Source organism: Methylobacterium sp. UNC300MFChir4.1 (assembly GCF_900110155.1).
Lineage (GTDB): Bacteria > Pseudomonadota > Alphaproteobacteria > Rhizobiales > Beijerinckiaceae > Methylobacterium.
The window spans coordinates 362,973-386,382 of sequence record NZ_FOCS01000001.1; the positions used below are offsets into that span (position 1 = coordinate 362,973).

Consider the following 23,410-nt stretch of genomic DNA (forward strand, 5'->3'; position numbering starts at 1 on the left):
CACCCTGGCCGACCGCGCGCAGTCCGGCAAAGGCTTCGTGACGCGCGCGGGCGTGAACCGATCGCCGGGGGCCCCTCCCGTGCTGTCCGCGCCGGGGCGCGGCGCCGATGCGGCGGGATGGGAACGGCGGCGCGATGGGGGAAGGCTGCGGTCCGCGGATGCACCCTACCGTGTCCGGCCGAATGTCCTGCCGTTCCAGACGGCGATCGCGCCGCACGGATCCTGCCCGGATCGTCCGCACGTCGCCCCGGTCATATCGACGATGACCGCCGGGCGGCCTCCCACCGTGCGGAATCGGAGGTCGTGGGCGACGGCGTCGAAGGCGTCCACGAACCCGTCCGTCGTCGAGGCGAAGACCTGCATCTCGCAGCCCGCGGTGCCGCACGCGGCGGACTCGTCATCGCCGCATTGGACGGCCGCGAAATCCAGGATGAAGTCCGGTACAGTGTCGCCGTTCACGTCCTGGCGGGTGATGAAGCCCGGCTTGAGCGTGGTCGGCTCGGACCCGCAGGACGCCTCGGCCCGCGCGGCCGCCGCCGCGACCGGCTGCGGGAGATCGTCCGCCGCGGCGGTGAGCGGGACGGCGAGCGGGAGGGCGAGAGCCAGGGCGGCGAGGGCGCGACGCATGCGGCCAGGATCCTCAGGCCCGTCCGCCCTGTCCAGCGCACTAGCTCATCGCGGCCCCGATGGAGGCTACGCCCCGGGCCTTCCTCCGACCCAGGCGCGCAGCGCGTTCGCGCCGTCCGGACGGATGGTGACCGCGACGCTGTGGGCACGGTCGACAGCGGGAATGAGGGCGCCGCTCGACAGGGCGACGTCACCGGCGAGGGCGCCGAAGCCGTATCGGACATCCGCGCATCCAGCGAGGATGGGCGACCGGTCCTGTGCTCTCCCGGCGCCTCCCGGAGCGTCGACCCGGGGAGCGACCACCTGCCTGCGGCGCCGGAGAGCCAGACAACCTCTACTCGGCGCAGGCGAAGCGCGTCCCGTCCCACAGGAAGGTCGTACGGCCCGGCCCCCTCCGGACCGAGCCGCAATTCCATCCCTCGTCGTTCGCCGAAGCCGCCGGCCGGCCATTCAGCGCGCGAAACCGGAGGTCGTGCGCGTAGATGTCCAGCACCAGGACGAACCCGTTCTTCGAGGATGCGAGGACGATCTTCGGGCATCCCATGAGGCCGCACTGGGAGACTTCTTCGTCGCCGCATCGGAGGCCGCCGACGTTGAGGATGAAGTCCGGCACCCCGTCACCGTTCACGTCCTGCCGGTCGATGACGAACGGATCGATCCTCGCCGGCGCGGATCCGCAGGCGGCCTCGACCTCGGCGATGGCCGCGGCCACCGGCGGCGGGAGATCGTCCGCCGCTGCGGCGAGCGGCACGGCGACGAGAAGGGCGGCGACGGCAGGGCGCATGGCGCCAGGATTCGGGCACCCGTCCGCCCTGTCCAGCGCACTAGCTCATCGCGGCATCGACGGTCGATGCCGCGCGCCCGTCCTCCCGCGGGGGCCGCCTCGTGAGGGCCCGTGTCCGAGAGGCGCGACGGACCGGGCGGCGCACCTGAGTACCGGTGCGCCGCCCCTCGACCGTCCGGCCGATCAGTTCAGCGTCGCGTTGACCGGGCGGCGCTCGGCCCCGACCGTCACGTCGCCGATCATCAGGCCCATCGGCCCGAGGCGGACCGGCACCGTCTCGCCGTCGTGGACCTTGCCGGAGAGCACCAGCTCGGCCAGCGGATCCTGGACGTTCTTCTGGATCACCCGCTTCAGCGGCCGCGCCCCGTAGGCCGGGTCGTACCCCTTGTCGGCGAGCCAGTTCTTGGCCTCCTCGTCGACCTCCAGGGTGATCTTGCGATCGTCCAAGAGCTTCTGCAGGCGCCCGAGCTGGATCTCGACGATCGCACCCATCTCCGACCGCGCGAGGCGGTGGAACAGGATGATCTCGTCGACCCGGTTCAGGAATTCCGGCCGGAAGTGCCCCCGCACCACGCCCATCACCTCCTCGCGGACCGCGTCGGTATCCTGGCCCGCGGGCTGGTTCACCAGATACTCGGCCCCGAGATTCGAGGTCATGATCAGCAGCGTGTTGCGGAAGTCGACCGTCCGCCCCTGGCCGTCGGTGAGCCGCCCGTCGTCGAGAACCTGCAGCAGGACGTTGAACACGTCCGGGTGCGCCTTCTCGACCTCGTCGAACAGCACGACCTGGTAAGGCCGGCGCCGCACGGCCTCGGTGAGGGCGCCGCCCTCCTCATAGCCGACGTAGCCCGGAGGCGCGCCGATCAGCCGGGCGACCGCGTGCTTCTCCATGTACTCGGACATGTCGATGCGCACGAGCGCCGTGTCGTCGTCGAACAGGAAGCCGGCCAGAGCCTTGGTCAGCTCGGTCTTGCCGACGCCCGTCGGGCCCAGGAACATGAACGAGCCGATCGGCCGGTTCGGATCCTGAAGCCCGGCGCGGGCGCGCCGGACCGCGGTCGAGACCGCCTCCACCGCCTCGCGCTGGCCGACGACGCGCTTGGACAGCGCCTCTTCCATGGCCAGCAGCTTCTCGCGCTCGCCCTCCAGCATCTTGTCGACCGGCACGCCGGTCCAGCGGGAGACGACCCCGGCGACGTGGGCGGGCGTGACCGCCTCCTCCATCATCGCGTCGCGGCCGTTCTCCGCCTTCGCCTCGATCTCGGCGAGCTGCTTCTCCAGGCCCGGGATGACCCCGTAGGCGAGCTCACCCGCGCGCTGGTACTGGCCCTGGCGCTGCGCCGCGGCGAGGTCGTTGCGGGCCTCGTCGAGCTTCTTCTTGAGGCCGGCCGCCGTCCCGAGCTTGTCCTTCTCGGCCTTCCACCGGGCGGTGATCGCCGCTGAGCGCTCCTCCAGGTCGCCGAGTTCCTTCTCCAGCCGAACCAGCCGGTCGCGGGAGGCGGAATCGGTCTCCTTCTTGAGCGCCTCGCCCTCGATCTTCAGCCGGACGATCTCGCGGTCGATGTTGTCGAGCTCCTCGGGCTTCGAATCGACCTGCATGCGCAGGCGCGAGCCGGCCTCGTCCACGAGGTCGATCGCCTTGTCGGGCAGGAACCGGTCGGTGATGTAGCGGTTCGACAGCGTCGCGGCCGCGACCAGGGCCGAATCCTGGATGCGCACGCCGTGGTGCTGCTCGTACTTCTCCTTCAAGCCGCGCAGGATCGAGACCGTGTCCTCCACGGTCGGCTCCGACACGAAGACCGGCTGAAAGCGACGGGCGAGCGCCGCGTCCTTCTCGACGTGCTTGCGGTACTCGTCGAGCGTGGTCGCGCCGACGCAGTGCAACTCGCCGCGGGCGAGCGCGGGCTTCAGGAGATTCGAGGCGTCCATGGCGCCGTCCGCCTTCCCGGCGCCGACCAGCGTGTGCATCTCATCGATGAACAGGATGATGCCGCCCTCGGCCGCCGTGACCTCGGAGAGCACGCCCTTCAGCCGCTCCTCGAACTCGCCGCGATACTTCGCGCCGGCGATCAGCGCACCCATGTCGAGGGCGAGGAGGCTCTTGTCCCGCAGGGATTCGGGCACGTCGCCGTTGACGATGCGCAGGGCCAGACCCTCGACGATCGCGGTCTTGCCGACGCCGGGCTCGCCGATGAGGACCGGGTTGTTCTTGGTCCGCCGGGACAGGACCTGGATGGTCCGCCGGATCTCCTCGTCGCGGCCGATGACCGGGTCGAGCTTGCCCTCTCGGGCGGCCTCGGTGAGGTCGCGGGCATACTTCTTCAGCGCGTCATAGGCGTTCTCGGCCGAGGCATTGTCGGCGGTGCGGCCCTTGCGCAGGGCGTTGATCGCGGCGTTGAGCGAAGCCGGGGTGACGCCTGCCGCCTGGAGCGCGCGGCCGGCCTCGGAATCCTTCTCCACCGCCAGGGCAAGGAGCAGCCGCTCCACCGTCACGTAGGAATCGCCCGCCTTCTCGGCGGCCTTCTCGGCGGTGTCGAACAGGCGCATCAGCTCGCGTGTCGCCTGCGGGGCGGACGCGTTGCCGGAGACCTTCGGCTGCTTGGCGAGCCACTGCTCGGTCTGAGCCAGCGCGACGCGCGACTGGCCGCCCGCGCGGTCGATCAGGCCGGCGCAGAGGCCCTCCGGATCGTCGAGCAGCACCTTGAGCAGGTGGCCCGGCTGAAGCTGGGGATGTCCCTCGCGCATCGCGAGGTTCTGAGCCGCCTGCACGAAGCCGCGGGCGCGCTCGGTGTACTTCTCGAAGTTCATGCACAACCCTCCCGTACCGGCATCCGCCGCCCGATGAGAGGCGCGGCGCCACCGAAACGTCGCCCTCCGGCTATCCGCCGCGCGAGGGCCCCGGCGCCGTGGTGGCCGCCGGTAGACCCGATGTGGTGTTGCAATTGAGCACCACAAGGGGCCGCGAAGCTCTTGCGCGCCGGATCATTTCAGGGCCACGCTCCGCGCATGACCGCATTGATTCATGTCAGCGCCCTGTATCGCTACCCGGTGAAGGGCCTGAGCCCCGAACCCGTCGAGCGGGCGGAGCTCGAGACCAGCGGCCACTTCCCGGGCGACCGGCTCTACGCCATCGAGAACGGTCCGTCGGGCTTCAACGCGGTTGCGCCCCGCCACCAGCCCAAGACCAAGTACCTGATGCTCATGCGCGACGAGGCGCTCGCCCGCCTGCGCACCCGCTACGACGATGCCACGGCGACGCTGACCGTGGAGGGGTACGGCGACCCGCAGGCCTTCCGGCTCGACACCGAGGCGGGTCGCGAGGGCCTCGCGGAGCTGATGCGGCGCTACGTCCCCGAGAGCCTCCGGGGCGAGCCGAAGGTCCTCGCCGCGCCGCCGCAGTACCGGTTCACCGACTCCCCGACCGGCTACGTGTCGCTCATCAACCGAGCGAGCGTGGCCGCGGTGGAGGACTACCTCGGCGCGCCCGTGGACCCGCTGCGCTTCCGCGGCAACCTGCTGGTCGAGGGGCTCGAACCCTTCGCCGAGCTCGAGATGGTTGGGCAGGTGGTCGAGGCGCCGAGCGGGTTGCGGCTCAAGATCACCAAGCGGACCGTGCGCTGCGCCGCCACCAACGTCGACCCGGTCAGTGGCATGCGCGACTGCGACATCCCCTGGACCCTCGACGCGCGCCTCGGGCACCGCGACCTCGGCGTCTACGCGGAGGTGATCGCCGGCGGGCCGCTGGCGCGGGGCGACGCGCTGCGCGTGGTGGGGTGACGCGCGACGGGTGATCCCAGCGCTGCCGTTGTTGCGAGTGCAGCGAAGCGAGCCAGGCAGCGCCACGCTGACAAGTCGCGCGCCGCCCTGGGCACTTCGCTGCGCTCGCGATCACGGGTGAGCGCGGCCAGAGAGACGTCGTGTCAGAGCCGCGACACGTAGGCCGCGAGATCCTTGATATCCGCCTCGCTCAGGCCCTGCGCGACTTCGTTCATGGCGGGATCGTAGCCGGGCCGGGCGTTCGACTTGTAGCCGGCGAGCGCCTTGGCGAGATACTCCTCCCGCTGCGCCCGGATCCGCGGGATCGCGTCCCGGCCCGCGAGATCCGGCCCGTGGCAGGAATTGCACTGGTGCTTCGCCACTAGCGCCTGCGCGCGCGCCGCCAGGGCCGCGTCGGCCGGCGTCCCGGACCAGGCGGGCGGCGGCAGCGTCGCCACCGCGTCGGCGTAGGCGCGCAGGTCGTCGTCGGAGAATCCGGCAGCGACCTCGTTCATCGGCGGCGCCTCCCGCTGCTTCTCCCGGAACTGGAAGAGCTGCGTGACCACGTAGTCCGGGAGCTGCCCGCCGAGCGAGGGCACACCCTCCGTCGCCGACGTGCCGGCCCCGTGGCAGCCGATGCAGGGGGCGAGGCGCTCCTGCATCGCCGCGTCCGGGGCGGCGAGCGCCGCGCCCGCCAGCAGCAGCCCGCCGAGGGCGGGGACCAGCCCGCCGGCTGCCCGGGTGGGGCGGCGCATCACCGGCCGTAGCTGACGCGGTAGATCGCGCCGTTGTAATCGTCGGAGACGAGCAGCGATCCGTCCTTGGCGACCAGCACGTCGACGGGCCGGCCGACATACTTGTTGTCCTGGAGGAAGCCGGTCAGGAACGGCTCAACCGCGGCGGTCTTGCCGTCCGGTCCGGGCTTAGCCACGACCACGTCGCCGCCGAGCTTGGTCGTGCGGTTCCACGAGCCGTGCCGGGCGACGAACATCGCGTCGCGGTAAGCCTCCGGGAACTGCGTGCCGGTGTAGAACCGCAGGCCGAGGGAGGCCGTGTGCGGGCCGAGGAGCGCCGCCGGCGCGGTGAATTCCGAGCAGGCATGGCCCCAGCCGTATTCCGGATCCGTGAACGTGCCCTGGTGGCAGTACGGATAGCCGAAATGCTGCTTGCCCGGCTCCGTGAGCACGTTCAGCTCGTCGTTCGGGATGTCCTCGGAGACCCAGTCGCGGCCGTTATCGGTGAACCAGAGCTGCTTGGTCTTCGGGTTCCAGTCGAACCCGACGGTGTTGCGCACGCCGCGGGCGACCACTTCGGCATTCTTCCCGTCGAGGTCCATGCGCCGGATCTGCGCGTGCGTGTCCGGCGGCATCACGATGTTGCCCGGCGCGCCGACCGGGACGTAGAGCTTGTTGTCCGGGCCGATGGCGATGAACTTCCAGCCGTGGGCCTCGTCCTTCGGCAGGTCGTCGTAGACCAGGGTCGGCTTCGCCGCACCGTCGAGGTGGTTGGCGATGTCATCGTAGCGCCAGATCTTCGAGAGTTCGGCCACATAGAGGGCACCGTCGTGGTACGCGACGCCGTTCGGCCGGTGCAGGCCCGTCGCGATGGTCTTCACCGCGCGCTTCCCGTCACCGTCCGGGTTCGGCAGCACCGCGTAGACCTTCCCCACCGTCCGGGTGCCCACGTACAGCGTGCCGTCCGGCGCCTGGGTCATCTCGCGGGCGTTCGCGAGGCCGCTGGCGTAGACCTCGATCTTGAAACCCTCCGGGACCTTCAGCTTGTCGAGCGGCAGCTTGGCGGCCGCGGTCGCCAGAGGCGGTCCGGCCACCGGCGCGAGCTTGGCCGCGGCGCCGCCCTCGGGCCGGCCGTAGAGCGCCGAGCCGCGATCGACCTGGACGCTGGGCGGCGGGGCGGCGGTCGCGGGCGTCTCCTGCGCGACGACCGGGCCGGATCCTATCAGGCCGAGACTGAGTCCGGCGAGGGCGGCGGCGAGGCCGCGGGTCAGGATCGGCTGGCTGATCGGCGTCATGATGTCTCCCGGTGGCGGCGGCCTCGCGGACCGCCCGCTCGCTCTGCACTCTTTATTCAACGGTCCGCCGGGGAGTGCGACCGGCCCGGGTGGCAGGGAGGCGACACTCCGCGGCCGCCGTAACGTCGGCCGGGATTCGGCGCGCCGCCGCCTCCTTCGGGGCCATCTTCGGCTGTCGCGTCGGCTCACCTTGCGTTTTGGGCAATGATCTCCGAAAACGCCCCCCGTCCGGGAAGCTTAGGCTTGGCCGGGGCTGCCGGCCGTCCGCCGGAGCCCGGCCGACGCGGCGTTCCGATCCGGTTCGAGGACACGTATCGATGATCGATTACGCGCAGGCGCGGCGGATGATGGTCGACTGCCAGTTGCGGACCTTCGACGTGAACGACAACTTGGTGCTCGACGCGTTCGACACCGTGCCGCGCGAGGCCTTCGTGCCGAAGGGCCGCGAGCCCTTCGCGTATATCGACCAGACCCTGAACCTCGGCGAGGCCGGCGGCGAAACTCGCTGCATGCCGGCCCCGATGGTCGTGGCCCGGATGATCCAGGCCCTGCGGGTCCGGCCGGGCGTCGCCGCCCTCGACGTCGCCACCGGCTACGGCTACGCCGCCGCCGTCATGGCTGAGCTCGGCGCGCAGGTGACGGCGCTGGAATCGGTGCCCGATCTCGCCGCGGCGGCGCGCACCCGGCTCGGCGCCTCCGCCCAGGTGATCGAAGGCCCGATCGCCGACGGCGCGCCCAAGCAGGGCCCCTTCGACGTCATCCTGATCAACGGCCGGGTCGAGGTCCGGCCGCAGGCGCTGCTGAACCAGCTCAAGGACGACGGTCGCCTGGTCTGCGTGTTCGGTCCGCACCGCAACGCCAAGGTCACGCTCTTCGTGCGCGCCGGCGACGCGTTCGGCGCTCGGCCGCTGTTCGACGCGTCGCTGCCCGGTCTCGAGGCCTTCGCGGTGGAAGCCGGCTTCGCGTTCTGAAAGCGCGCGCCGGATCGCGTCCGCCCCCGTCGGCGCGGGCGGATCCGTGACTGCGCCGCAGGCCCCGATCAGCCGAGCCTGTAATCCCCCAGCCGGGCCCGGCGGGCGCTCCGGCGATAGGCCATCACCGAGTCGGGCCAGAGGGTGTTGTTGCGCCCGGACGCGTCGAGGTACCAGCTGCGGCAACCGCCGGCCTGCCAGATGCTGTCGGCCATGCGGCTGTGGATCCGGTCCACGAACCGGGCCTGGGCCTCCGGCCGGACCTCGATGGTCTGCCTCCCGCGGCGCAGCGCCTTCAGGCAGTCGAGGACGTGCTGCACTTGGATCTCGATCATCGAGATGACCGAGTTGTGGCCCAGCCCGGTATTGGGCCCGAGCAGCATGAAGAAATTGGGGAATCCCGCGACCGTGATGCCCTGATAGGCGCCCACGCCGCCGGACCAGGCCTCAGTCAAGCTCCGGCCGTCGCGGCCGACGAGGTGCATCCGCGCGAAGGTCGCGGCCACGTCGAAGCCCGTGGCATAGACGATCACGTCGAGGTCGTGATGCCGCCCGGCCTCGGTGGTCACGCCGGTCTCGGTGATCCGGGCGATGCCGTCCGTCTCCAGGGTGACGTTCGGACGCTGGAGCGCGGGGTAGTACTCGTCGGAGATCAGCACCCGCTTGCAGCCGAGGCGGTAATTCGGCGTCAGCTTCGCCCGCAGGGCCTTGTCGGGGACCGCCTTGGCGAGATGGTGCCGCGCCAGGGACTCGGCCTGGCCGGTGAGCTTCGAGACCTTGGTGAAGCCGAGCAGCGCCCGCACCTCGTGCAGCCAGAACAACCGCGCCCGCTCGAGCCGCCGGCTGAGCGGCAGGCGCCGGTAGCGCTCCCGGGCCCGCTCCGCGATGGCGTGGTCGTTCTTGGGCATGATCCAGGGCGGGGTGCGCTGGAACAGCGTCAGGTGCGACGCGACGGCGGCGAGTTCCGGCACCACCTGGATCGCGCTGGCGCCGGTGCCGATCACCCCGACTCGCTTGCCGGCCAGCGCCACGGAGTGGTCCCAGGCCGCCGTGTGGAAGGCGGGGCCGGCGAACGCGTCGCGGCCGGGGATATCCGGGTAGGCCGGATGGTGGAGCCCGCCCATGCCCGCGACGATCGCGCGCGCCGTGATCGGGCCCCGGTCGGTCTCCACGTGCCACAGGGCGCGCGCCGCGTCCCAGGTGGCGCCGGTGAAGGTCGTCCCGAGCTGGATCAGGGGCGTCAGGCCGTTCCGCTCGGCGGTGTCCCGGAGATAGGCCAGGATCTCCGGCTGCGGCGCGTACATCCGGCTCCAGTCGGCCTTCGGCGCGAAGGACAGCGAGTAGAGGTGGGATGGGACGTCGCAGGCCGCCCCCGGGTAGGTGTTGTCGTGCCACGTGCCGCCGATGCCGTCGGCCTTCTCGATCACCCGCAGCGGGCCGATGCCCGCCTGCCGGCAGCGGATCGCCATCGCGAGCCCCGAGAATCCGGCGCCGACGATCAGGACGGCCAGGGTCTCGTCCGCGAGCTCGGTCATCGCTGGGTGCTCCCGGACGGGGCGTGCGGCGCGTGCGCCGTCAGGAAGGCCGCGGCCTCGTCGAGGGAGGTCCGCGCCTCCGGCAGCATGCTGGCAGCGAACTGCCAGGCGTGGGACACGACCGGGAACAGCTTGAGCTCCGTCTCGACGCCGGCCCTGCGGGCCCGCTCCGCCATGCGCACGGAATCGTCGCGCAGGACCTCGCGGGCGCCGACATGGAACAGCAGCGGCGGGAAGCCGATCGGGTCGCCGTAGAGCGGCGAGACCCGCGGATCGGCCGGATCGGCGGCGCCCAGATACATCGGCCGGATCGCCGCGAGCGCCTGCGGGTCGAACATGGCGTCGCGCCACGCATTGGTCACCCGCGACCCGTCCTCGGACATGAAGTCCGTGGCCGGCGAGAACAGGGCCGCCGCCCAGGGCATCGGCAGGCCGCGGGCGCGGGCCTCGCCCATCAGCACGAGGGCGAGGTTGCCGCCGGCCGACTCGCCCGCCACGCAGGCGGCCCCCTCGGCGCTGAACGCCGCCCAGACCGCCGTGACGTCGTCGACCGCCGCGGGGAACGGGTGCTCGGGGGCGAGGCGGTACTCGGGCGCGAAGATCGTGAAGCCCCGGTTCGCCAGCGCGCCGGTGACCGGACGGTGCGTCCGCGGCGAGCAGGCGATGAAGCCGCCGCCGTGGATGTAGAGCATCCGCCGGCCGGGGCCCGCTTTCGGCCGGACCCACTCGCCCTTCACGCCACCGACGATGCCCGGCTCGTAGGTGACGCCCTTGGGGTCGGGGAAGGTCGGTGCCTCGAAGATCCGGCGGAACGCGGCCGCGTCCCGCGCCCGGGACAGGGGGCCGCGGACCCGGCTGCGGACCATGTAGGCCCCGAGATACGCGCGCAGGCTCGCCATCTCAGAGCGTCCCGCCGGACAGGCGCACGATCGTCTTCCAGTAGCCCACCGGCATCAGCCGCTGGATCAGCGCGGCGTTCTTCGCGTCCTTGCCGATGACGATCCGGGGCGCCCGGGCCTCGATGCCGCGGATGATGGCGGCGGCCGCGTCGGCGGGCGCCAGGGTCAGGAGCTTGCCGAACGCCTCCCGCGCCTCCTCGTCCTCTACGGCCGCGCGCTTCGCAGCCTCCGGATCGCTCGGCGGCCGCCGGCCGCGGGCGTTGCGGGAGATGGCGGTGGCGACGCCGCCCGGGTGGACCACCGTCACCCCGAGGCCAGTGCCGGCGTACTCGTGCCGCAGCGCCTCCGAGAAGCCGCGCACGCCGAACTTGCTGGTGCAGTAGGCGACTTGGCCCGGCGGCGCGATCAGACCGAACAGGCTCGACAGGTTGACGATCTGCGCCGCCGGCCGGGCGCGGAGCATCGGCAGGAAGGCGTGGCACATCCGCACGACGGCGCGCAGGTTGATGTCGAGAAGCCACTCGAAATCGTCGAGATGCGTCTCGTCGAACCGGCCGCCGAGGGCGACGCCGGCATTGTTGATGAGGAGGTCGAGATGCCCGGACCGCTCCGCGACCCAGGCGGGCAGCGCGCGGATCCCCTCGGCATCCGTGAGGTCAAGGACGCGCGTCTCCACCGTGACGCCGCGGATCTTCGCGGCGACGGCCGCGAGGCCGGTCTCGTCTCGGTCCACCAGGAGAAGGGTGCAGCCCTTCGCGGCGAGGCCCTCGGCCAGCGCCGCGCCGATGCCGCTCGCCGCCCCGGTGATCAGGGCCACCGCGCCCGCGAGTTGGAACCGCTGTGCCAAACCGCGCCCCCCGTGCCGCCGATCTGGATCGGATCGTCCACGGGGGATAGGCCCCGCCGGCCGGATTGTCTAGGGTGAACACCCTAGACGGGGACGGGATCATGTCGCGGGGCGAGGGTCGGAGGGTCGAGTGCGAGCGGGAGGTCGGCCCGGAGCCCGGTCCCGCGGCCGCGTCGCCCGACACGCGCACCCGGATCCTCGCCGTCAGCCTCGCGCTGTTCAATGCCCGCGGCCTCGGCCACGTCACGACGGCGGAGATCGCGGCCGCGGCGGGGATCCGCGAGGGCAATCTGCAGTACCATTTCCCGCGCAAGCGCGGCCTCGTCGAAGCCCTGTTCGCGGCCTTCGAGACCGAGGCCGTGGCGGTGGCGGGCCGGATGCCCGCCGACCCCGCGGCGCCGGAGGCGCTGCTCGCCTACCAGAGGGCGTGGTTCGACCTGATGTGGCGCTACCGCTGCGTCTACCGCGACGGTATCGCCATGGTGGAGATCGCGCCGGCCCTGCGCGCCCGGGTGCACGCGCTGCGGGCCGAGACCCAGGCGCTGGCCCGCGCCGTGTTCGAGGCGGCCGTGCGGGCGGGGCAGCTGCGCGTTTCCCCGGACGCGCTCGGGCGACTCATCGACAACGCCTGGATCGTGTCGAGCCACTGGATGAGCCACCGTCTCCAGGGCGGCACCGCCCTGACGGAAGCGGATCGGGACTGGGGCTTCGCGCAGGTCCGCGACCTCTTCGCGCCCTATCTCGCGCCCGAGAGCCCTACTTGACGGCCACTGGCCCGATCCTTCCATGCGCTCCGGCCAAGCTCGGACCCGAAGGACGCGATGCTCGACCGCCTGACCCATGCCGGCCTCAGCCTGCTCGTGCTGCTCGCGGTCGCGTTCCTGTTCTCGACCAACCGGCGGGCGATCAGTCCCCGCGTGGTCCTCACGGGACTGGCTTTGCAGGTCGGCCTCGGCGCGCTGGTCCTGTTCCTGCCCGCCGGGCAGGCCGCGCTGCGCGCTGCCGCGGACGCGGTCGTGACCGTGCTGTCCTACGGCGACCGCGGCACGGCCTTCCTGTTCGGCGGCCTCGTCGAGCCGAAGATGTTCGAGCTGTTCGGCGGCTCAGGCTTCATCCTGGCGCTGCGGGTCCTGCCGCAGATCCTCTACGTCTCCGCGCTGATCGGCGTGCTCTACCACCTCGGCGTGATGCAGGTGCTCGCCCGCGGGCTCGGCGCCGTGCTCCGGCGGATCCTCGGCACCTCGCCGATCGAGTCGTTCTCGGCGGTGATCACGATCGCCATCGGCCAGAGCGAGATCGCCGTCGCCCTGCGCCCGTTCCTCGCCCTGCTGACCGGCGCCGAGCTGTTCGCCGTCATGTCGAGCGGCGCCGCGTCGACGGCGGGCTCGATCCTGGCCGGCTACGCGGCGCTCGGCGTGCCCATGACCTACCTGCTCGCGGCCTCCGTGATGGCGATCCCGGGGGGCCTCGTCTACGCCAAGATCCTGATGCCCTCGACGGAGCCGACCAGGATCGCCACCACCCGGGTAGAGTTCGGCGAGACACGGGCGGCCAACATCATCGAGGCGGCGGCCGACGGCACTCAGAAGGGGCTCGCGGTGGCGGTCTCGGTGGGGGCCATGCTGATCGCCTTCGTCGGGCTGATCGCGCTGGCGGACGGCCTGTTCGGCACCCTCGGCGGCTGGATCGGCTACCCGTCCGCCTCGTTCGAGGGCGTGCTCGGCTGGGCGCTCGCCCCGCTGGCGTGGCTGCTCGGCGTGCCCTGGGACCAGGCGACCCTGGTCGGCGGGGCGATCGGCCAGAAGCTCGCCTTCAACGAGTTCCTGGCCTACGCCAACCTGTCGCCGGTCCTGAAAGCCGGAACCCTCGAGCCGCGGGCGCAGGCCATCGTCTGCTTCGCCCTGTGCGGCTTCGCGAATCTCGCGTCGATCGCGATCCAGCTCGCGAGCTTCTCCAGCCTCGTCCCGGAGCGGCGCTCGGAGGTCGCCCGGTACGGCCTGCGGGCCATCCTCGCGGGGACGCTGTCGAACCTCACGAGCGCGGCGATCGCGGGGCTGTTCGTGGCGTGACGGGTCAGGCCGCCTTGCGCGCCGCGAGCAGCAGCGCGTTCGGGCGGGTCCGCTTCGGCACCGGCAGGACGCGGTCGAGGACGGCGCCGACGCCGTACGCGAAGGCGAGCGCCGCCGCCCAGGACCATGTCCGCCGGAAGAAGCGGTCGCGGCAGCGGACGGGGCTGACCTTGGCCATCCAGTGGATCAGCGAATCGTGCCGGTCCATGCCGATGGCGTGGACGGCCTCGGGCGTGCAGCCGAGCGTCCCGGCCAGCGCCTCCAGGGCTCTGGGCGTCCACCACGTCAGGTGGTGGGGCGGCGCGTTGATGACGAAATTCGGGACCGTGGTGTTGGGCGAGGGCCAGAGCGGCGTGCCGATCAGGACCACGCCGCCCGGCTTGACGCAGGCCGCGAGCGCCCGGGCGAAACCCAGCGGGTCCGCCACGTGCTCGATCACCTGGAACGCGCAGGCGACGTCGTAGACCGGCCCGACGCGCGCCGCGTGCGCCTCCACGGTCTCGTCGAGGATCGCGCCGGTCGGGTCCTCGGCGGAGAAGTTCGGATCGAGGCCGGTATAGGTGGCGTCCGGCACGTAGGCGCGGAACCCGCCGTGGCCGCAGCCGACATCGAGCACCCGGGCTCCGGACGGGACGTGCGCGGCGGCCTGGCGGAATTCCAGGCGCTCCGTCTCCGGGCCGGCGAGCTTATCGTGCGCGGCGATCCGGCCGTAAAACGCCCGGTAGAAGGCCGCGTCGCCGGCCACCGGCGGATCGAAGAAGATCAGTCCCGTAGGAGATTCCCAGAGCCGGAACGTGCCGGCGGGGCGGAGCAGCGGCCCGACATCGACGCGGCCGGAATAGTGCCAGAGGAGCGTCAGGAAGCCGGCGTCCAAGCGCTCGACGCAGCGCAGAGCGGGGGCACCGGTGATCGGGCAGGGGGGGATCGACCGATCGGCCGTGTGCGCGCTGTCCGCCAAACTGGTCCTCGCTCGCTCCGCAGGCCCGGCTGGTCCGGGGCGCCGCAGCGGCACAGGTTTGGTGCGGCCCGTCAAGCCGAGGCGCGGCTCGTGGCGAGCGCGCAAAGAAAAAGGCGCCGCTTCGGATGAAGCAGCGCCCGGAAACGTCAGAGCGACGTCTTAGTGGAAGGTGTCGATCTCAGCGGACTCGTAGCTGGTGACTTCCATGCCGACGCAGATCTCGGAGACGACGGGGGCGGACCAAGCCATGATTTCCTCCAGGTAAGTTGATGCGATGGATAGAGAGGCCACGAAGGCCGGAGCGAACCGCGCTCCGGACCGCGCGCGACTTAGTTGAACGTGTCGATCTCGGCGGACTCGTAGCTGGTGACTTCCATGCCGACGCAGATCTCGGACACGATCGGGGCAGACCAAGCCATGGCGTTTCTCCTCGCTGTTGCTGCGATCCATATAGGCAATATCTTGGACGCAATACAAGCGAGCACAACACTTATATTTCTCATAGGGAGCCTGGCCGTGGGCGGCGCGGGGTCGTTCCGTGGCCGCGCGGCCACCCGCCGGAGTCCTGTTCGGCATCGGCTGCGGATGGGCGCGGTTTCGGCTTGACGGGCCCCGCGCCCGGGCGCACGACGCACCCGCGCGACGGTGTCCTCGACGGTGTCGCGCTCCCATTCCAGCAGCGACCCGCGAAGCGACGTGCCCGACCGATCGTGCCTGCCGTGCCCGGCCCCGTGCCGTCGTTCCGCCTGAGCCGCTGAGAGGCCCGGCCGCGGGGTGACCGACGCGGCGGCCGGCCACGGCCCAGACCCAGGATGACCGGCGCCGCGTCGCCTCGTAACCCACGAGGCGAGGCCATGAACGAGATCGCCCCCTTCGATACGCGCGTCGATCCCTCCGTGCTGGCCGCCCGCCTGTCGGACGAACGGGCGCCCGACATCGTCGAGGCCTTGAACGACGAGGCACCCGAGGTCGCCGCCGCCATCCTGCTCGGCCTGCCGCTGGAGCGGGCGATCGAGGTGCTGGACCAGCCGGAACTCGACTGCGCCGCCGACATCATCGAGATGCTGCCGCGGGACCGGGTCGCGGGCTACCTGTCGGGCATGTCGGCCGACCGGGTCACGGACGTGTTCCGCGAGATCGAGGAGCCGGGCCGCTCCGACCTGCGTGCCCGCCTCGACGCCGAGACCCGCGGCGCTGTCGATCGCCTGTCGGCCTACGGCGAGGAGACCGTGGGCTCGCTGATGACCACCGAGTTCGTCACCGTGCCGGGGACCTGGACGGTGGGCCAGACGCTGGAGCACATCCGCCACGTCGAGAAGACCCGGGAGACGATCTACGCGATCTTCGTGCTCGACCCGCGCACCCGCGCGCTCACCAAGGCGGTGCCCCTGCGGCGCCTGATCTCGGGGGACCCGGGCGACAACGTGCTCAGCGTTGCGCCGGGACGCCGGCCGCTCGCGGTCTCGCCCACGGCGAGCCGCGAGGAGGCGGCCCGGCTGATCTCCAAGTACGACCTCCTGGCGCTGCCGGTCGTCGACGCGGTCGGCCACGTGATCGGCATCGTCACCGTCGACGACATGATCGACGCGATGATCGAGAAGCAGACGCAGGACGTGCAGCGCTTCGGCGGCATGGAGGCGCTGCCCGAGCCCTACATGGATATCGGCTTCTTCACGATGATCCGGAAGCGGGCCGGCTGGCTGTGCGCGCTGTTCCTGTCGGAGATGCTCACCGCCTCGGCCATGCAGGGCTTCGAGGGCGAGCTGGAGAAGGCGATCGTCCTGACCCTGTTCATCCCGCTCATCATGAGCTCCGGCGGCAATTCCGGCTCGCAGGCGACCTCGCTGCTGATCCGGGCGCTGGCGCTCCACCAGATCCGCCTGCGCGACTGGTGGCGGGTGGCGCTGCGCGAATTGCCGACCGGGATCTTCCTCGGCGCGATCCTCGGCGTGATCGCGGTGATCCGGATCGTCGCGTGGCAGAAGCTCGGCCTCTACGATTACGGCGCGCACTGGCCGCTGGTCGCCGCCACGGTCGGCGCGGCGCTGGTCGGGATCGTGACCTTCGGATCGCTCGCCGGCTCGATGCTGCCGTTCCTGCTCCAGCGGATCGGCTTCGATCCGGCCACCGCCTCGGCGCCCTTCGTGGCGACGCTGGTCGATGTCACCGGCCTCGTCATCTACTTCTCGGTGGCCCCCCTCATCCTAAAAAAAAAACTGCTGTAGGAAGGCCTCCGCGCATCATCCCGTGACCGCCTCGGCCAGCCGCTTCCTCTGGACCTTGCCGTTCGCCGTCCGCGGCAGGGCGTCGAGGAAGCGGATCTCCCGCGGGCGCTTGTAGGCGGCGAGCCGCTCGGCGCACCACGCGAGCAGGGCCTCCGCGTCGGGCTCGGCGCCCGCCTGCAGCACCACGAAGCCGCAGATGACCGAGACGTCCGCCCGCACCGGCAGCTCGGCGACGCCCACTTCCGCCACGGACGGGTGGGTCGACAGCACCGCCTCCACCTCGTTCGGCGAGACCCGGTAGCCCATCGCCTTCATCAGGTCGTTGTTGCGGCCCTCGAACCAGAGGTAGCCGTCGGCGTCGAGGCGCGCGAGATCGCCGCCGACGAACCAGTCGCCGCGCATGACCTCCGCCTCTTCCTCCGGCCGGTTCCAGTAGCCGAGCATCAGCGCAGGCTCGGTCCGGTGGACGGCGAGGAGCCCGCTCTCTCCGGCCGGGAGCGGCACGGGCTCGCCCGCCACGGGCAGGATCGCCACCCGCCGGCCCGGCTGCGGCTTGCCGGGCGAGCCGGGGCGCACCGGGATGGTCGGGCCGCTGGAGATGTAGGTCGAGATCTCGCTCATCCCCAGCGCCTCGTAGAGGGGCTTGCCGGTGGCCTGCTGCCAAGCCTCCAGCAGCTCCACCGCGAGGGGCTCGCCGGCCGCGCAGCCGTGGCGGAGGCTCGACAGGTCGTGGGCGCCGAGGTCGCCGTACTTGAGGATCTGGCGGTAGAGCGTCGGGACGGCGGCGAACAGGGTCGCGCCGTACGCCGCGATCAGGCGCGGCCAGACTCCGGGATCGCGCGGGCCGTTGTAGAGCACCGCGGTCGCGCCCACCGACCAGGGATCGCTCAGGCCGACGCCCAGCGTGTAGGTCCAGTTCATGGTACCGGCGTGGAGCATCACGTCGGATTCGGTGAGACCGAGCCAGTGGTCGAGCATGGGGCGGCGGCCATAGGCGGCGCGGTGGGCGTGCAGCACCCCCTTGGGCCGGCTCGTCGTGCCGGAGGTGTAGATCAGCATCGCCGGGTCGTCGGCGGCGGTGTCGGCGTAGTCGGGCAGGGGTGGGCCAGCCTTCAGGGCGGAGACCGCGGCGGCGTCGAGCAGGAGGCGCCCGCCCAGGACCTCGGGCGCGACCGTGCAGCCGCTTCCGATCACCACGGCGGCGGCCCCGGAATTGTCCATGAGGAACGCCGCCTCGCTCTCGGTGAGCTGTGGCGAGGACGGCAGCGCCACGAGGCCGGCCGCCAGGGCGCCGAAGTAGACGAGGACGTAGTCGGCCTCGTTGTCCATCCGGATCATCACCCGGTCGCCGGGCCTCAGGCCGAGGCCGAGGAGACCCGCCGCGATGCCGCGCACCGCCCGCTCGACTTCGCCGAAGCTGAGGCGGTCCGCGGTGCCGTCGCCGACCATCACCAGGGCGGTCTTGTCGGGACGCAGGCGCGCGTTCTCGGCGAGGCAGTACCGCGCCGCGTTGAAGCGGGCCGGCGGACGGCGGTCATCGTGCTGGCTGTCGGACACCGGGCGCTCCCCGCGGGCGGCTTTTCGCCGGGTGTCCCGCCTGGGCGCGCCTGCGTCAACTGGGGCCGTCGCCCCGCCGGCGAGCGCGGCCCCCGGGCAGTCTGGCCCTCAGGTCCGCCGCTGCGCCTGGCCCTCCTGCTCCTCGAAGCCCTTGAGCATCTTGTCGAGGGTCATCGGGTAGTCGCGGACCCGGATCCCGGTGGCGTTGTAGATCGCGTTGGCGAGCGAGGCGCCGGCGCCGCAGATGCCGAGCTCACCGAGCCCCTTGCTCTTCAGCGGGTTCGCCTTGTCGTCGAGCTCCGGCAGGAACACCGCGTCGATCTCCGGGAGGTCGGCGTGGACCGGCACGTGGTACTCGGCCATGTCGTGGTTGACGAAGAAGCTGTAGCGCGGATCGACCACGGCATCCTCCATCAGCGCCGCGCCGACGCCAAAGGTCATGCCGCCGATCGCTTGGCTGCGCGCGGTCTTGGCGTTGAGGATGCGCCCGCCGGTGAACACGCCGAGCATCCGCCGCAGCCGGATCTCACCGGTATCGACGTCGACCCCGACCTCTGCGAAGTGCGCTCCGTACGAGTACTGCGAGAACTTCTGCTTCATCTCTCCAGGCTTGATCTCGCCGGAGGCCTCCAGCCCGGACTTGGCGAGATCGGTGAGCGACTCGGTGCGGTTGCCGGACGTGACCGCGCCGTCGCGGAAGGTGGCGCCGTCCGGGTTGAGGTCGCCGGCCTTGAGCAGGGCCTGCCGGAGGTTGTCGCAGGCGACGTAGAGCGCCGAGCCCGCCGAGCCGGCGCCGAAGGATCCCCCGGAGCCGGCCGCGAACGGGAACTCGGTGTCGCCCATCTCGACCCGCACGCGCTCGGGCGGCAGCCCCAGCATCTCGCCGGCGATCTGGGTGAGGATCGTGTAGGTGCCGGTGCCGGGATCGGTCATCGCCATCCGCACCACCAGCACGCCGTCCGGCCCGAGGCGGACCTTCGCGGCGGACGGCATCAGCGGGTTGAGGCGCGCGGCCGCCGACATGCCCATGCCGACGAGCCAGTTGCCCTCGCGCCGGGAGCCCGCGGCCTGCCGCCTGTCCCAGCCGAACAGGCGCGCGCCCTCGTGCATGCAGGGCACCAGCTTGCGGGTCGAGAACGGGACTTTCTTCTCGGGATCCTCGGCCGGCTCGTTGCGCACCCGGAGCTCGATCGGGTCGATCTTCAGCTGCTCGGCGAGCTCGTCCATGGCGCACTCGAAGGCGAGCTGGCCTACGGCCTCCCCGGGAGCGCGCATCGCCGAGGCGATCGGCATGTTGAGGTTGACCAGCCGATGGCGCGTCACGCGGTTCTGCGCGGCGTACAGGGAGCGGGTGACGTTGGCCGAGGTCTCGAAGAACCCGTCGCCCTCGGCGGTGTCGGACCAGGATTCGTGGCTGATCGCGGAGAGACGGCCGTCGCGGTCGGCGCCGAGGCGGATCCGCTGGATCGTGTCGGTCCGGTGGGTCGCGACGTGGAACTCCTGCTGCCGGGTGAGCGCGACCTTCACGGGACGCTGGATCACCTTCGAGGCCAGGATCGCGAGCGTCGCCTCCGGCTGGACCTGCAGCTTCGCGCCGAATCCGCCGCCGATATAGGGGCTGACGATGCGCACCTTCTCGGGGGGGAGCTTGAGCACCGAGCCGAGGGATTTCTGGCCCCGGTTCGGCATCTGGTTGGCCGTGTAGAGCACGACCCCGTCGCCCTCCCAAGACGCGATGGTGGCGTGCGGCTCCATCTGCGCGTGGATCTGGTTCGGCGTGACATACTCCACGTCGAGCTTGACCGGTGCGGCCGCGAAGGCGGCGTCGAAGTCGCCGAGCTTGGAATCCGGCGGCGAGTTGACCGGCTTCGGCTCGTAGGCCGCCGCCAGGCTGTCCTTGAGCAGCCCCTTGGGCTTGGCCGCGTCGTACCGGACCTTGACCAGCATCGCGGCGGCGCGCGCCTGCTCGAAGGTCTCGGCGACCACGAAGGCGACCGGCTGCCCGTAGAACCGGATCTCCGTCCCCTGGAGCTGCGGCCAGACCTGCTCTTTCTTCTCGCCCTGCTCGGGCACGTTCTCGTGGGTCATCACCAGGATCGCGCCGGGCGCCTTGCGGGCGGCCTCCGCGTCGATCGACCGGATCGTGCCGGAAGCGATCGCCGCCGGCACGATGAAGCCGTAAGCGGGGGTCTTCAGGGCCCGGGTCTCGTACGCGTAGGGCGCGTGACCCGTGACCTTGAGCTTGCCTTCGACCCGGTTCAGCGGCTTGCCGACGAGCCCGTCGGGCCGGTCGTCGAGGGGCGTCCGGCCGATCGGCTGGTTCATCTCCATGGGAACGGTCCTTGCCGGGATCTACGCGCGGGTCGCCTGCGCCACGACGGCCCGAAGGGTCCGGCGCGTCAGCGGGATCTTGAAGTCGTTGCTGCCGTAGCCGCGGGCGCCCTTGAGCACCGCGTCGGCGGCAGCGTCGGCCGAGCCGGTCTGCACCAGCGCCGTCTCGGCCTCGGCCACCCGCCAGGGCTTGTGCGCCAGGCCGCCGAACGCGAGCCGCGCGGCCTGAGGCTTGCCGCCCTCGGCACCGGCGATCACGGCAGCCACCGACACGGTCGCGAAGGCGTAGGACGCCCGGTCGCGAACCTTCCGATAGATGTGCGTGCCGGCCACCGGCTTCGGCAGCGTCACGGCCGTGATGATCTCGCCCTTGCGCAGCTCGGTCTCGATCTGCGGCGTGTCGCCGGGCAGCCGGTGGAAGTCGGCGATCGGGATGCTGCGCGCCTGCCCGTCCGGGTTGACGGTCTCCACGGTCGCGTCGAGGGCCTGCATGGCGACGTTCATGTCGGACGGGTTGGTGGCGATGCAGGCCTCGCTCGCGCCGACCACTGCCATGATGCGGTTGAACCCGCCGATCGCCGAGCAGCCCGAGCCGGGCTCGCGCTTATTGCAGGGCATAGCGGTGTCGTAGAAATAGTAGCACCGCGTCCGCTGGAGCAGGTTGCCGGCCGTCGTCGCCTTGTTGCGCAACTGGCCCGAGGCGCCGGCGAGCAGCGCCTTCGCCAGCACGGCGTAGTCCTTCCGGACCCGCGGGTCGGCGGCGAGGTCGGCGTTGCGGACGAGCGCGCCGATGCGCAGGCCGCCATCCTGCGTGGCCTCGACCGTGTCGAGCGGCAGCCGGTTGACGTCGATCAACGTGGCCGGGGTCTCGATCTGGAGCTTCATAAGGTCGAGAAGGTTGGTGCCGCCAGCGATGAACTTGGCGTTCGGCCGCTCGGCCGCGAGCTTCGCGGCGTCCTGCACGGTGGCGGGGCGCTCGTAGGCAAAGGCCTTCATCTGCGCCTCCTCAGAGTTTGGTGGCGGCGGCGTCGCGAATCGCCGCGACGATGTTCGGGTAGGCGCTGCAGCGGCAGATGTTGCCGCTCATCCGCTCGCGAATCTCGGCGTCGCTGAGTGTCGGAGTCGCCGCGACGTCCTCGGTAACGTGGCTCGGCCAGCCGGCCTTGGCCTCGCTCAGCATGCCGACCGACGAGCAGATCTGGCCCGGCGTACAGTAGCCGCACTGGAAGCCGTCATGCTCCAGGAACGCCGCCTGCATCGGGTGGAGCTTGTCCCCGTCCGCCAAGCCCTCGATCGTGGTGATCGGGTCGCCCTCGTGCATCGCCGCGAGCGTCAGGCAGGAATTGATCCGCCGGCCGTCGACCAGGACCGTGCAGGCCCCGCACTGGCCGTGATCGCAGCCCTTCTTGGTGCCGGTGAGCGCGAGGTGCTCGCGCAGAGCGTCGAGGAGCGTCGTGCGGGTGTCGAGGACGAGATCGTGCCGTTGGCCATTGATGCTGAGCCGCACCGGCATGGTCTGCGGAGCCGGATCGCCCGGCGCCGACGCGGACATCGCGGGATTGGGCCGGAACCCGAGGGCGCCGAGTGCGCCGGCCACCGCACAGCCCTCCACCACGGCCCGCCGCGTCAGCGCGAGCGGCTTCGTCGGAGTCGCGTCTGTCATGCTGCCATCCAGCCCGTGCACCGCGCGTGGGACGCCGCGCGCAGCTTGGAATCTGGTGCGCCAACGTCCGGCCGGATGGATTAGATCCTGTCCAGACTGCGCCCGTTCAGCGCGGCTCCGCCGCTACGGGCGCTGGACCCATGTCGTGACCCGATCGCTCCGTCCTTGCTTCGCTGCGCTCGCGAGAACGGTGACGCCTTGGAACGCGTCCCGCTGCGAGCGTTTGGGTTGATCGGACCACGACACCGGAGCCTCGCCTCATGGCTATCCCGACCCTGCCGCTCAACGACGGCCGACACATCCCGCAGATCGGCTACGGCTGCTGGCAGCTCTCGGATGCCCAGGCTCCGGATCTCGTCGGACAGGCCCTCCGCGCCGGCTATCGTCTGATCGACACGGCCGCGGCGTACGGCAACGAGGCGGGCGTCGGGCGCGGCATCCGGGACGCGGGGATCTCCCGCGAGGAGATCTTCGTCACCACGAAGCTCTGGAACGACCGCCAGGGCCGCGACGAGGCGCGGCGCGCCTTCGACGAGAGCCTGCGGCAACTCGGTCTCCCCTATGTCGACCTGTACCTGATCCACTGGCCGTGCCCGCAGCGTCGCCTGTTCGTCGAGACCTGGAAGACGCTGATCGAGCTCCGGAAGGAGGGCCGCGCGAAGTCCATCGGCGTGTCGAACTTCTCGCCCGAGCATCTCGCCACGCTGATCGGCGAGACCGACGTGGCCCCGGCCGTCAACCAGATCGAGCTGCACCCCTATTTCCAGCGCAAAGAACCGCGCGCGGAGGACGCCCGTCACGGGATCGTGACCGAGTCGTGGAGCCCGCTGGGCCGGGGCAAGGAGCTGAACGACCCGGTCATCCTCGCAATCGCGGAAGCGCACGGGAAGACGCCCGCCCAGGTGGTGCTCCGCTGGCAGATCCAGATCGGATGCGTGGCGATCCCCAAGACCGCCACCCCGCGGCGCATCGCCGAAAACATATCGCTGTTCGATTTTGAACTCGGCGCGGACGAGATGGCGCGGATCGCCGGCCTCGACAGGCCCGATGGCCGGATCGGGCCGGACCCGGCGACGTTCTGCTGAGCGCTCAAGCCTTCGGCGGCGCAGCGTAACATCGCACCGCAAAAGATTTATGCTCACAGCTAGCATATCTGGAC

At 71.3% G+C, this 23,410-nt stretch carries 21 protein-coding genes; 6 read left to right on the forward strand and 15 right to left on the reverse strand.

The window, feature by feature from the left end:
- Positions 1–165 precede the first annotated feature (165 nt).
- The 3 genes from BMY19_RS01790 to clpB form a co-directional block, all read right to left on the reverse strand.
- Entirely contained in the window at positions 166–627 is a 462-nt protein-coding gene (locus BMY19_RS01790) for a hypothetical protein (protein WP_100250689.1), read from the reverse strand.
- A 334-nt stretch (positions 628–961) separates the two neighbouring features.
- Complete coding sequence (locus BMY19_RS01795; RefSeq protein ID WP_020090609.1) at positions 962–1,411, reverse strand: hypothetical protein; 450 nt, start codon at positions 1,409–1,411, stop codon at positions 962–964.
- Positions 1,412–1,594: 183 nt separating this feature from the next.
- Entirely contained in the window at positions 1,595–4,219 is a 2,625-nt protein-coding gene (gene clpB / locus BMY19_RS01800) for an ATP-dependent chaperone ClpB (protein ID WP_091925350.1), read from the reverse strand.
- A 198-nt stretch (positions 4,220–4,417) separates the two neighbouring features.
- Here clpB and BMY19_RS01805 point away from each other — a divergent pair, with 198 nt between their 5' ends.
- Positions 4,418–5,188, forward strand: a complete 771-nt coding sequence (locus BMY19_RS01805) for an MOSC domain-containing protein (protein ID WP_091925347.1) — start codon at positions 4,418–4,420, stop codon at positions 5,186–5,188.
- Positions 5,189–5,331: 143 nt separating this feature from the next.
- On the opposite strand, the gene BMY19_RS01810 is transcribed toward BMY19_RS01805, so the two are convergent.
- Both BMY19_RS01810 and BMY19_RS01815 read right to left on the reverse strand, forming a co-directional pair.
- The gene (locus BMY19_RS01810; protein WP_100250690.1) at positions 5,332–5,922 is read right to left on the reverse strand and encodes a c-type cytochrome; all 591 of its coding nucleotides are present in this window, start codon (positions 5,920–5,922) and stop codon (positions 5,332–5,334) included.
- A complete protein-coding gene (locus BMY19_RS01815) occupies positions 5,922–7,196 on the reverse strand; it encodes a PQQ-dependent sugar dehydrogenase (RefSeq protein ID WP_170862890.1) in 1,275 nt (424 codons plus the stop codon). The genes BMY19_RS01810 and BMY19_RS01815 overlap by 1 nt, the downstream gene beginning before the upstream one ends.
- A gap of 317 nt (positions 7,197–7,513) precedes the next feature.
- Here BMY19_RS01815 and BMY19_RS01820 point away from each other — a divergent pair, with 317 nt between their 5' ends.
- Positions 7,514–8,167, forward strand: coding sequence for a protein-L-isoaspartate O-methyltransferase family protein (locus BMY19_RS01820; protein ID WP_100250691.1), 654 nt, complete (start codon positions 7,514–7,516; stop codon positions 8,165–8,167).
- Between the two features lie 68 nt (positions 8,168–8,235).
- Here BMY19_RS01820 and BMY19_RS01825 read toward each other — a convergent pair whose 3' ends face one another.
- The 3 genes from BMY19_RS01825 to BMY19_RS01835 are packed head-to-tail and all read right to left on the reverse strand — an operon-like array spanning position 8,236 to position 11,448.
- Positions 8,236–9,702 carry a flavin-containing monooxygenase gene (locus BMY19_RS01825; RefSeq protein WP_100250692.1) on the reverse strand — a complete coding sequence of 489 codons (1,467 nt, stop codon included), beginning with the start codon at positions 9,700–9,702 and terminating at the stop codon, positions 8,236–8,238.
- Positions 9,699–10,601, reverse strand: coding sequence for an alpha/beta hydrolase (locus BMY19_RS01830; protein ID WP_100250693.1), 903 nt, complete (start codon positions 10,599–10,601; stop codon positions 9,699–9,701). The genes BMY19_RS01825 and BMY19_RS01830 overlap by 4 nt, the downstream gene beginning before the upstream one ends.
- Position 10,602: 1 nt before the next feature.
- Complete coding sequence (locus BMY19_RS01835) at positions 10,603–11,448, reverse strand: SDR family NAD(P)-dependent oxidoreductase (RefSeq protein ID WP_056531794.1); 846 nt, start codon at positions 11,446–11,448, stop codon at positions 10,603–10,605.
- Between the two features lie 74 nt (positions 11,449–11,522).
- On the opposite strand from BMY19_RS01835, the gene BMY19_RS01840 reads away from it, so the two are divergent.
- Together BMY19_RS01840 and BMY19_RS01845 are read left to right on the forward strand one after the other, a co-directional pair.
- Positions 11,523–12,212 (forward strand): TetR/AcrR family transcriptional regulator, encoded by a 690-nt coding sequence (locus tag BMY19_RS01840; RefSeq protein ID WP_244534806.1) that lies wholly within the window; start codon positions 11,523–11,525, stop codon positions 12,210–12,212.
- 57 nt (positions 12,213–12,269) lie between these two features.
- The gene (locus BMY19_RS01845) at positions 12,270–13,517 is read left to right on the forward strand and encodes a NupC/NupG family nucleoside CNT transporter (RefSeq protein ID WP_020090599.1); all 1,248 of its coding nucleotides are present in this window, start codon (positions 12,270–12,272) and stop codon (positions 13,515–13,517) included.
- A gap of 4 nt (positions 13,518–13,521) precedes the next feature.
- On the opposite strand, the gene BMY19_RS01850 is transcribed toward BMY19_RS01845, so the two are convergent.
- The 3 genes from BMY19_RS01850 to pqqA (BMY19_RS01860) form a co-directional block, all read right to left on the reverse strand.
- Positions 13,522–14,475 (reverse strand): class I SAM-dependent methyltransferase, encoded by a 954-nt coding sequence (locus tag BMY19_RS01850; RefSeq protein WP_020090598.1) that lies wholly within the window; start codon positions 14,473–14,475, stop codon positions 13,522–13,524.
- 159 nt (positions 14,476–14,634) lie between these two features.
- Positions 14,635–14,724, reverse strand: a complete 90-nt coding sequence (gene pqqA, locus BMY19_RS01855; RefSeq protein ID WP_020090597.1) for a pyrroloquinoline quinone precursor peptide PqqA — start codon at positions 14,722–14,724, stop codon at positions 14,635–14,637.
- Positions 14,725–14,804: 80 nt separating this feature from the next.
- Complete coding sequence (pqqA, locus tag BMY19_RS01860; RefSeq protein WP_007559223.1) at positions 14,805–14,894, reverse strand: pyrroloquinoline quinone precursor peptide PqqA; 90 nt, start codon at positions 14,892–14,894, stop codon at positions 14,805–14,807.
- 435 nt (positions 14,895–15,329) lie between these two features.
- Between pqqA (BMY19_RS01860) and mgtE the strand changes: the two genes are divergently transcribed.
- Positions 15,330–16,700 carry a magnesium transporter gene (mgtE, locus tag BMY19_RS01865; RefSeq protein WP_100250695.1) on the forward strand — a complete coding sequence of 457 codons (1,371 nt, stop codon included), beginning with the start codon at positions 15,330–15,332 and terminating at the stop codon, positions 16,698–16,700.
- Between the two features lie 15 nt (positions 16,701–16,715).
- Here the strand turns inward: mgtE and BMY19_RS01870 are convergent, their stop codons facing one another.
- The 4 genes from BMY19_RS01870 to paoA all read right to left on the reverse strand — a co-directional run bounded on the left by BMY19_RS01870 (position 16,716) and on the right by paoA (position 22,251).
- Positions 16,716–18,257 carry an acetate--CoA ligase gene (locus BMY19_RS01870; protein WP_100250696.1) on the reverse strand — a complete coding sequence of 514 codons (1,542 nt, stop codon included), beginning with the start codon at positions 18,255–18,257 and terminating at the stop codon, positions 16,716–16,718.
- 108 nt (positions 18,258–18,365) lie between these two features.
- A complete protein-coding gene (locus BMY19_RS01875; protein ID WP_100250697.1) occupies positions 18,366–20,588 on the reverse strand; it encodes a xanthine dehydrogenase family protein molybdopterin-binding subunit in 2,223 nt (740 codons plus the stop codon).
- A 21-nt stretch (positions 20,589–20,609) separates the two neighbouring features.
- Positions 20,610–21,584 (reverse strand): FAD binding domain-containing protein, encoded by a 975-nt coding sequence (locus BMY19_RS01880; protein ID WP_100250698.1) that lies wholly within the window; start codon positions 21,582–21,584, stop codon positions 20,610–20,612.
- Positions 21,585–21,594: 10 nt separating this feature from the next.
- Entirely contained in the window at positions 21,595–22,251 is a 657-nt protein-coding gene (paoA, locus tag BMY19_RS01885) for an aldehyde dehydrogenase iron-sulfur subunit PaoA (RefSeq protein WP_100250699.1), read from the reverse strand.
- Between the two features lie 260 nt (positions 22,252–22,511).
- Between paoA and BMY19_RS01890 the strand changes: the two genes are divergently transcribed.
- Positions 22,512–23,336, forward strand: coding sequence for an aldo/keto reductase (locus BMY19_RS01890; RefSeq protein ID WP_100250700.1), 825 nt, complete (start codon positions 22,512–22,514; stop codon positions 23,334–23,336).
- Positions 23,337–23,410 lie beyond the last annotated feature (74 nt).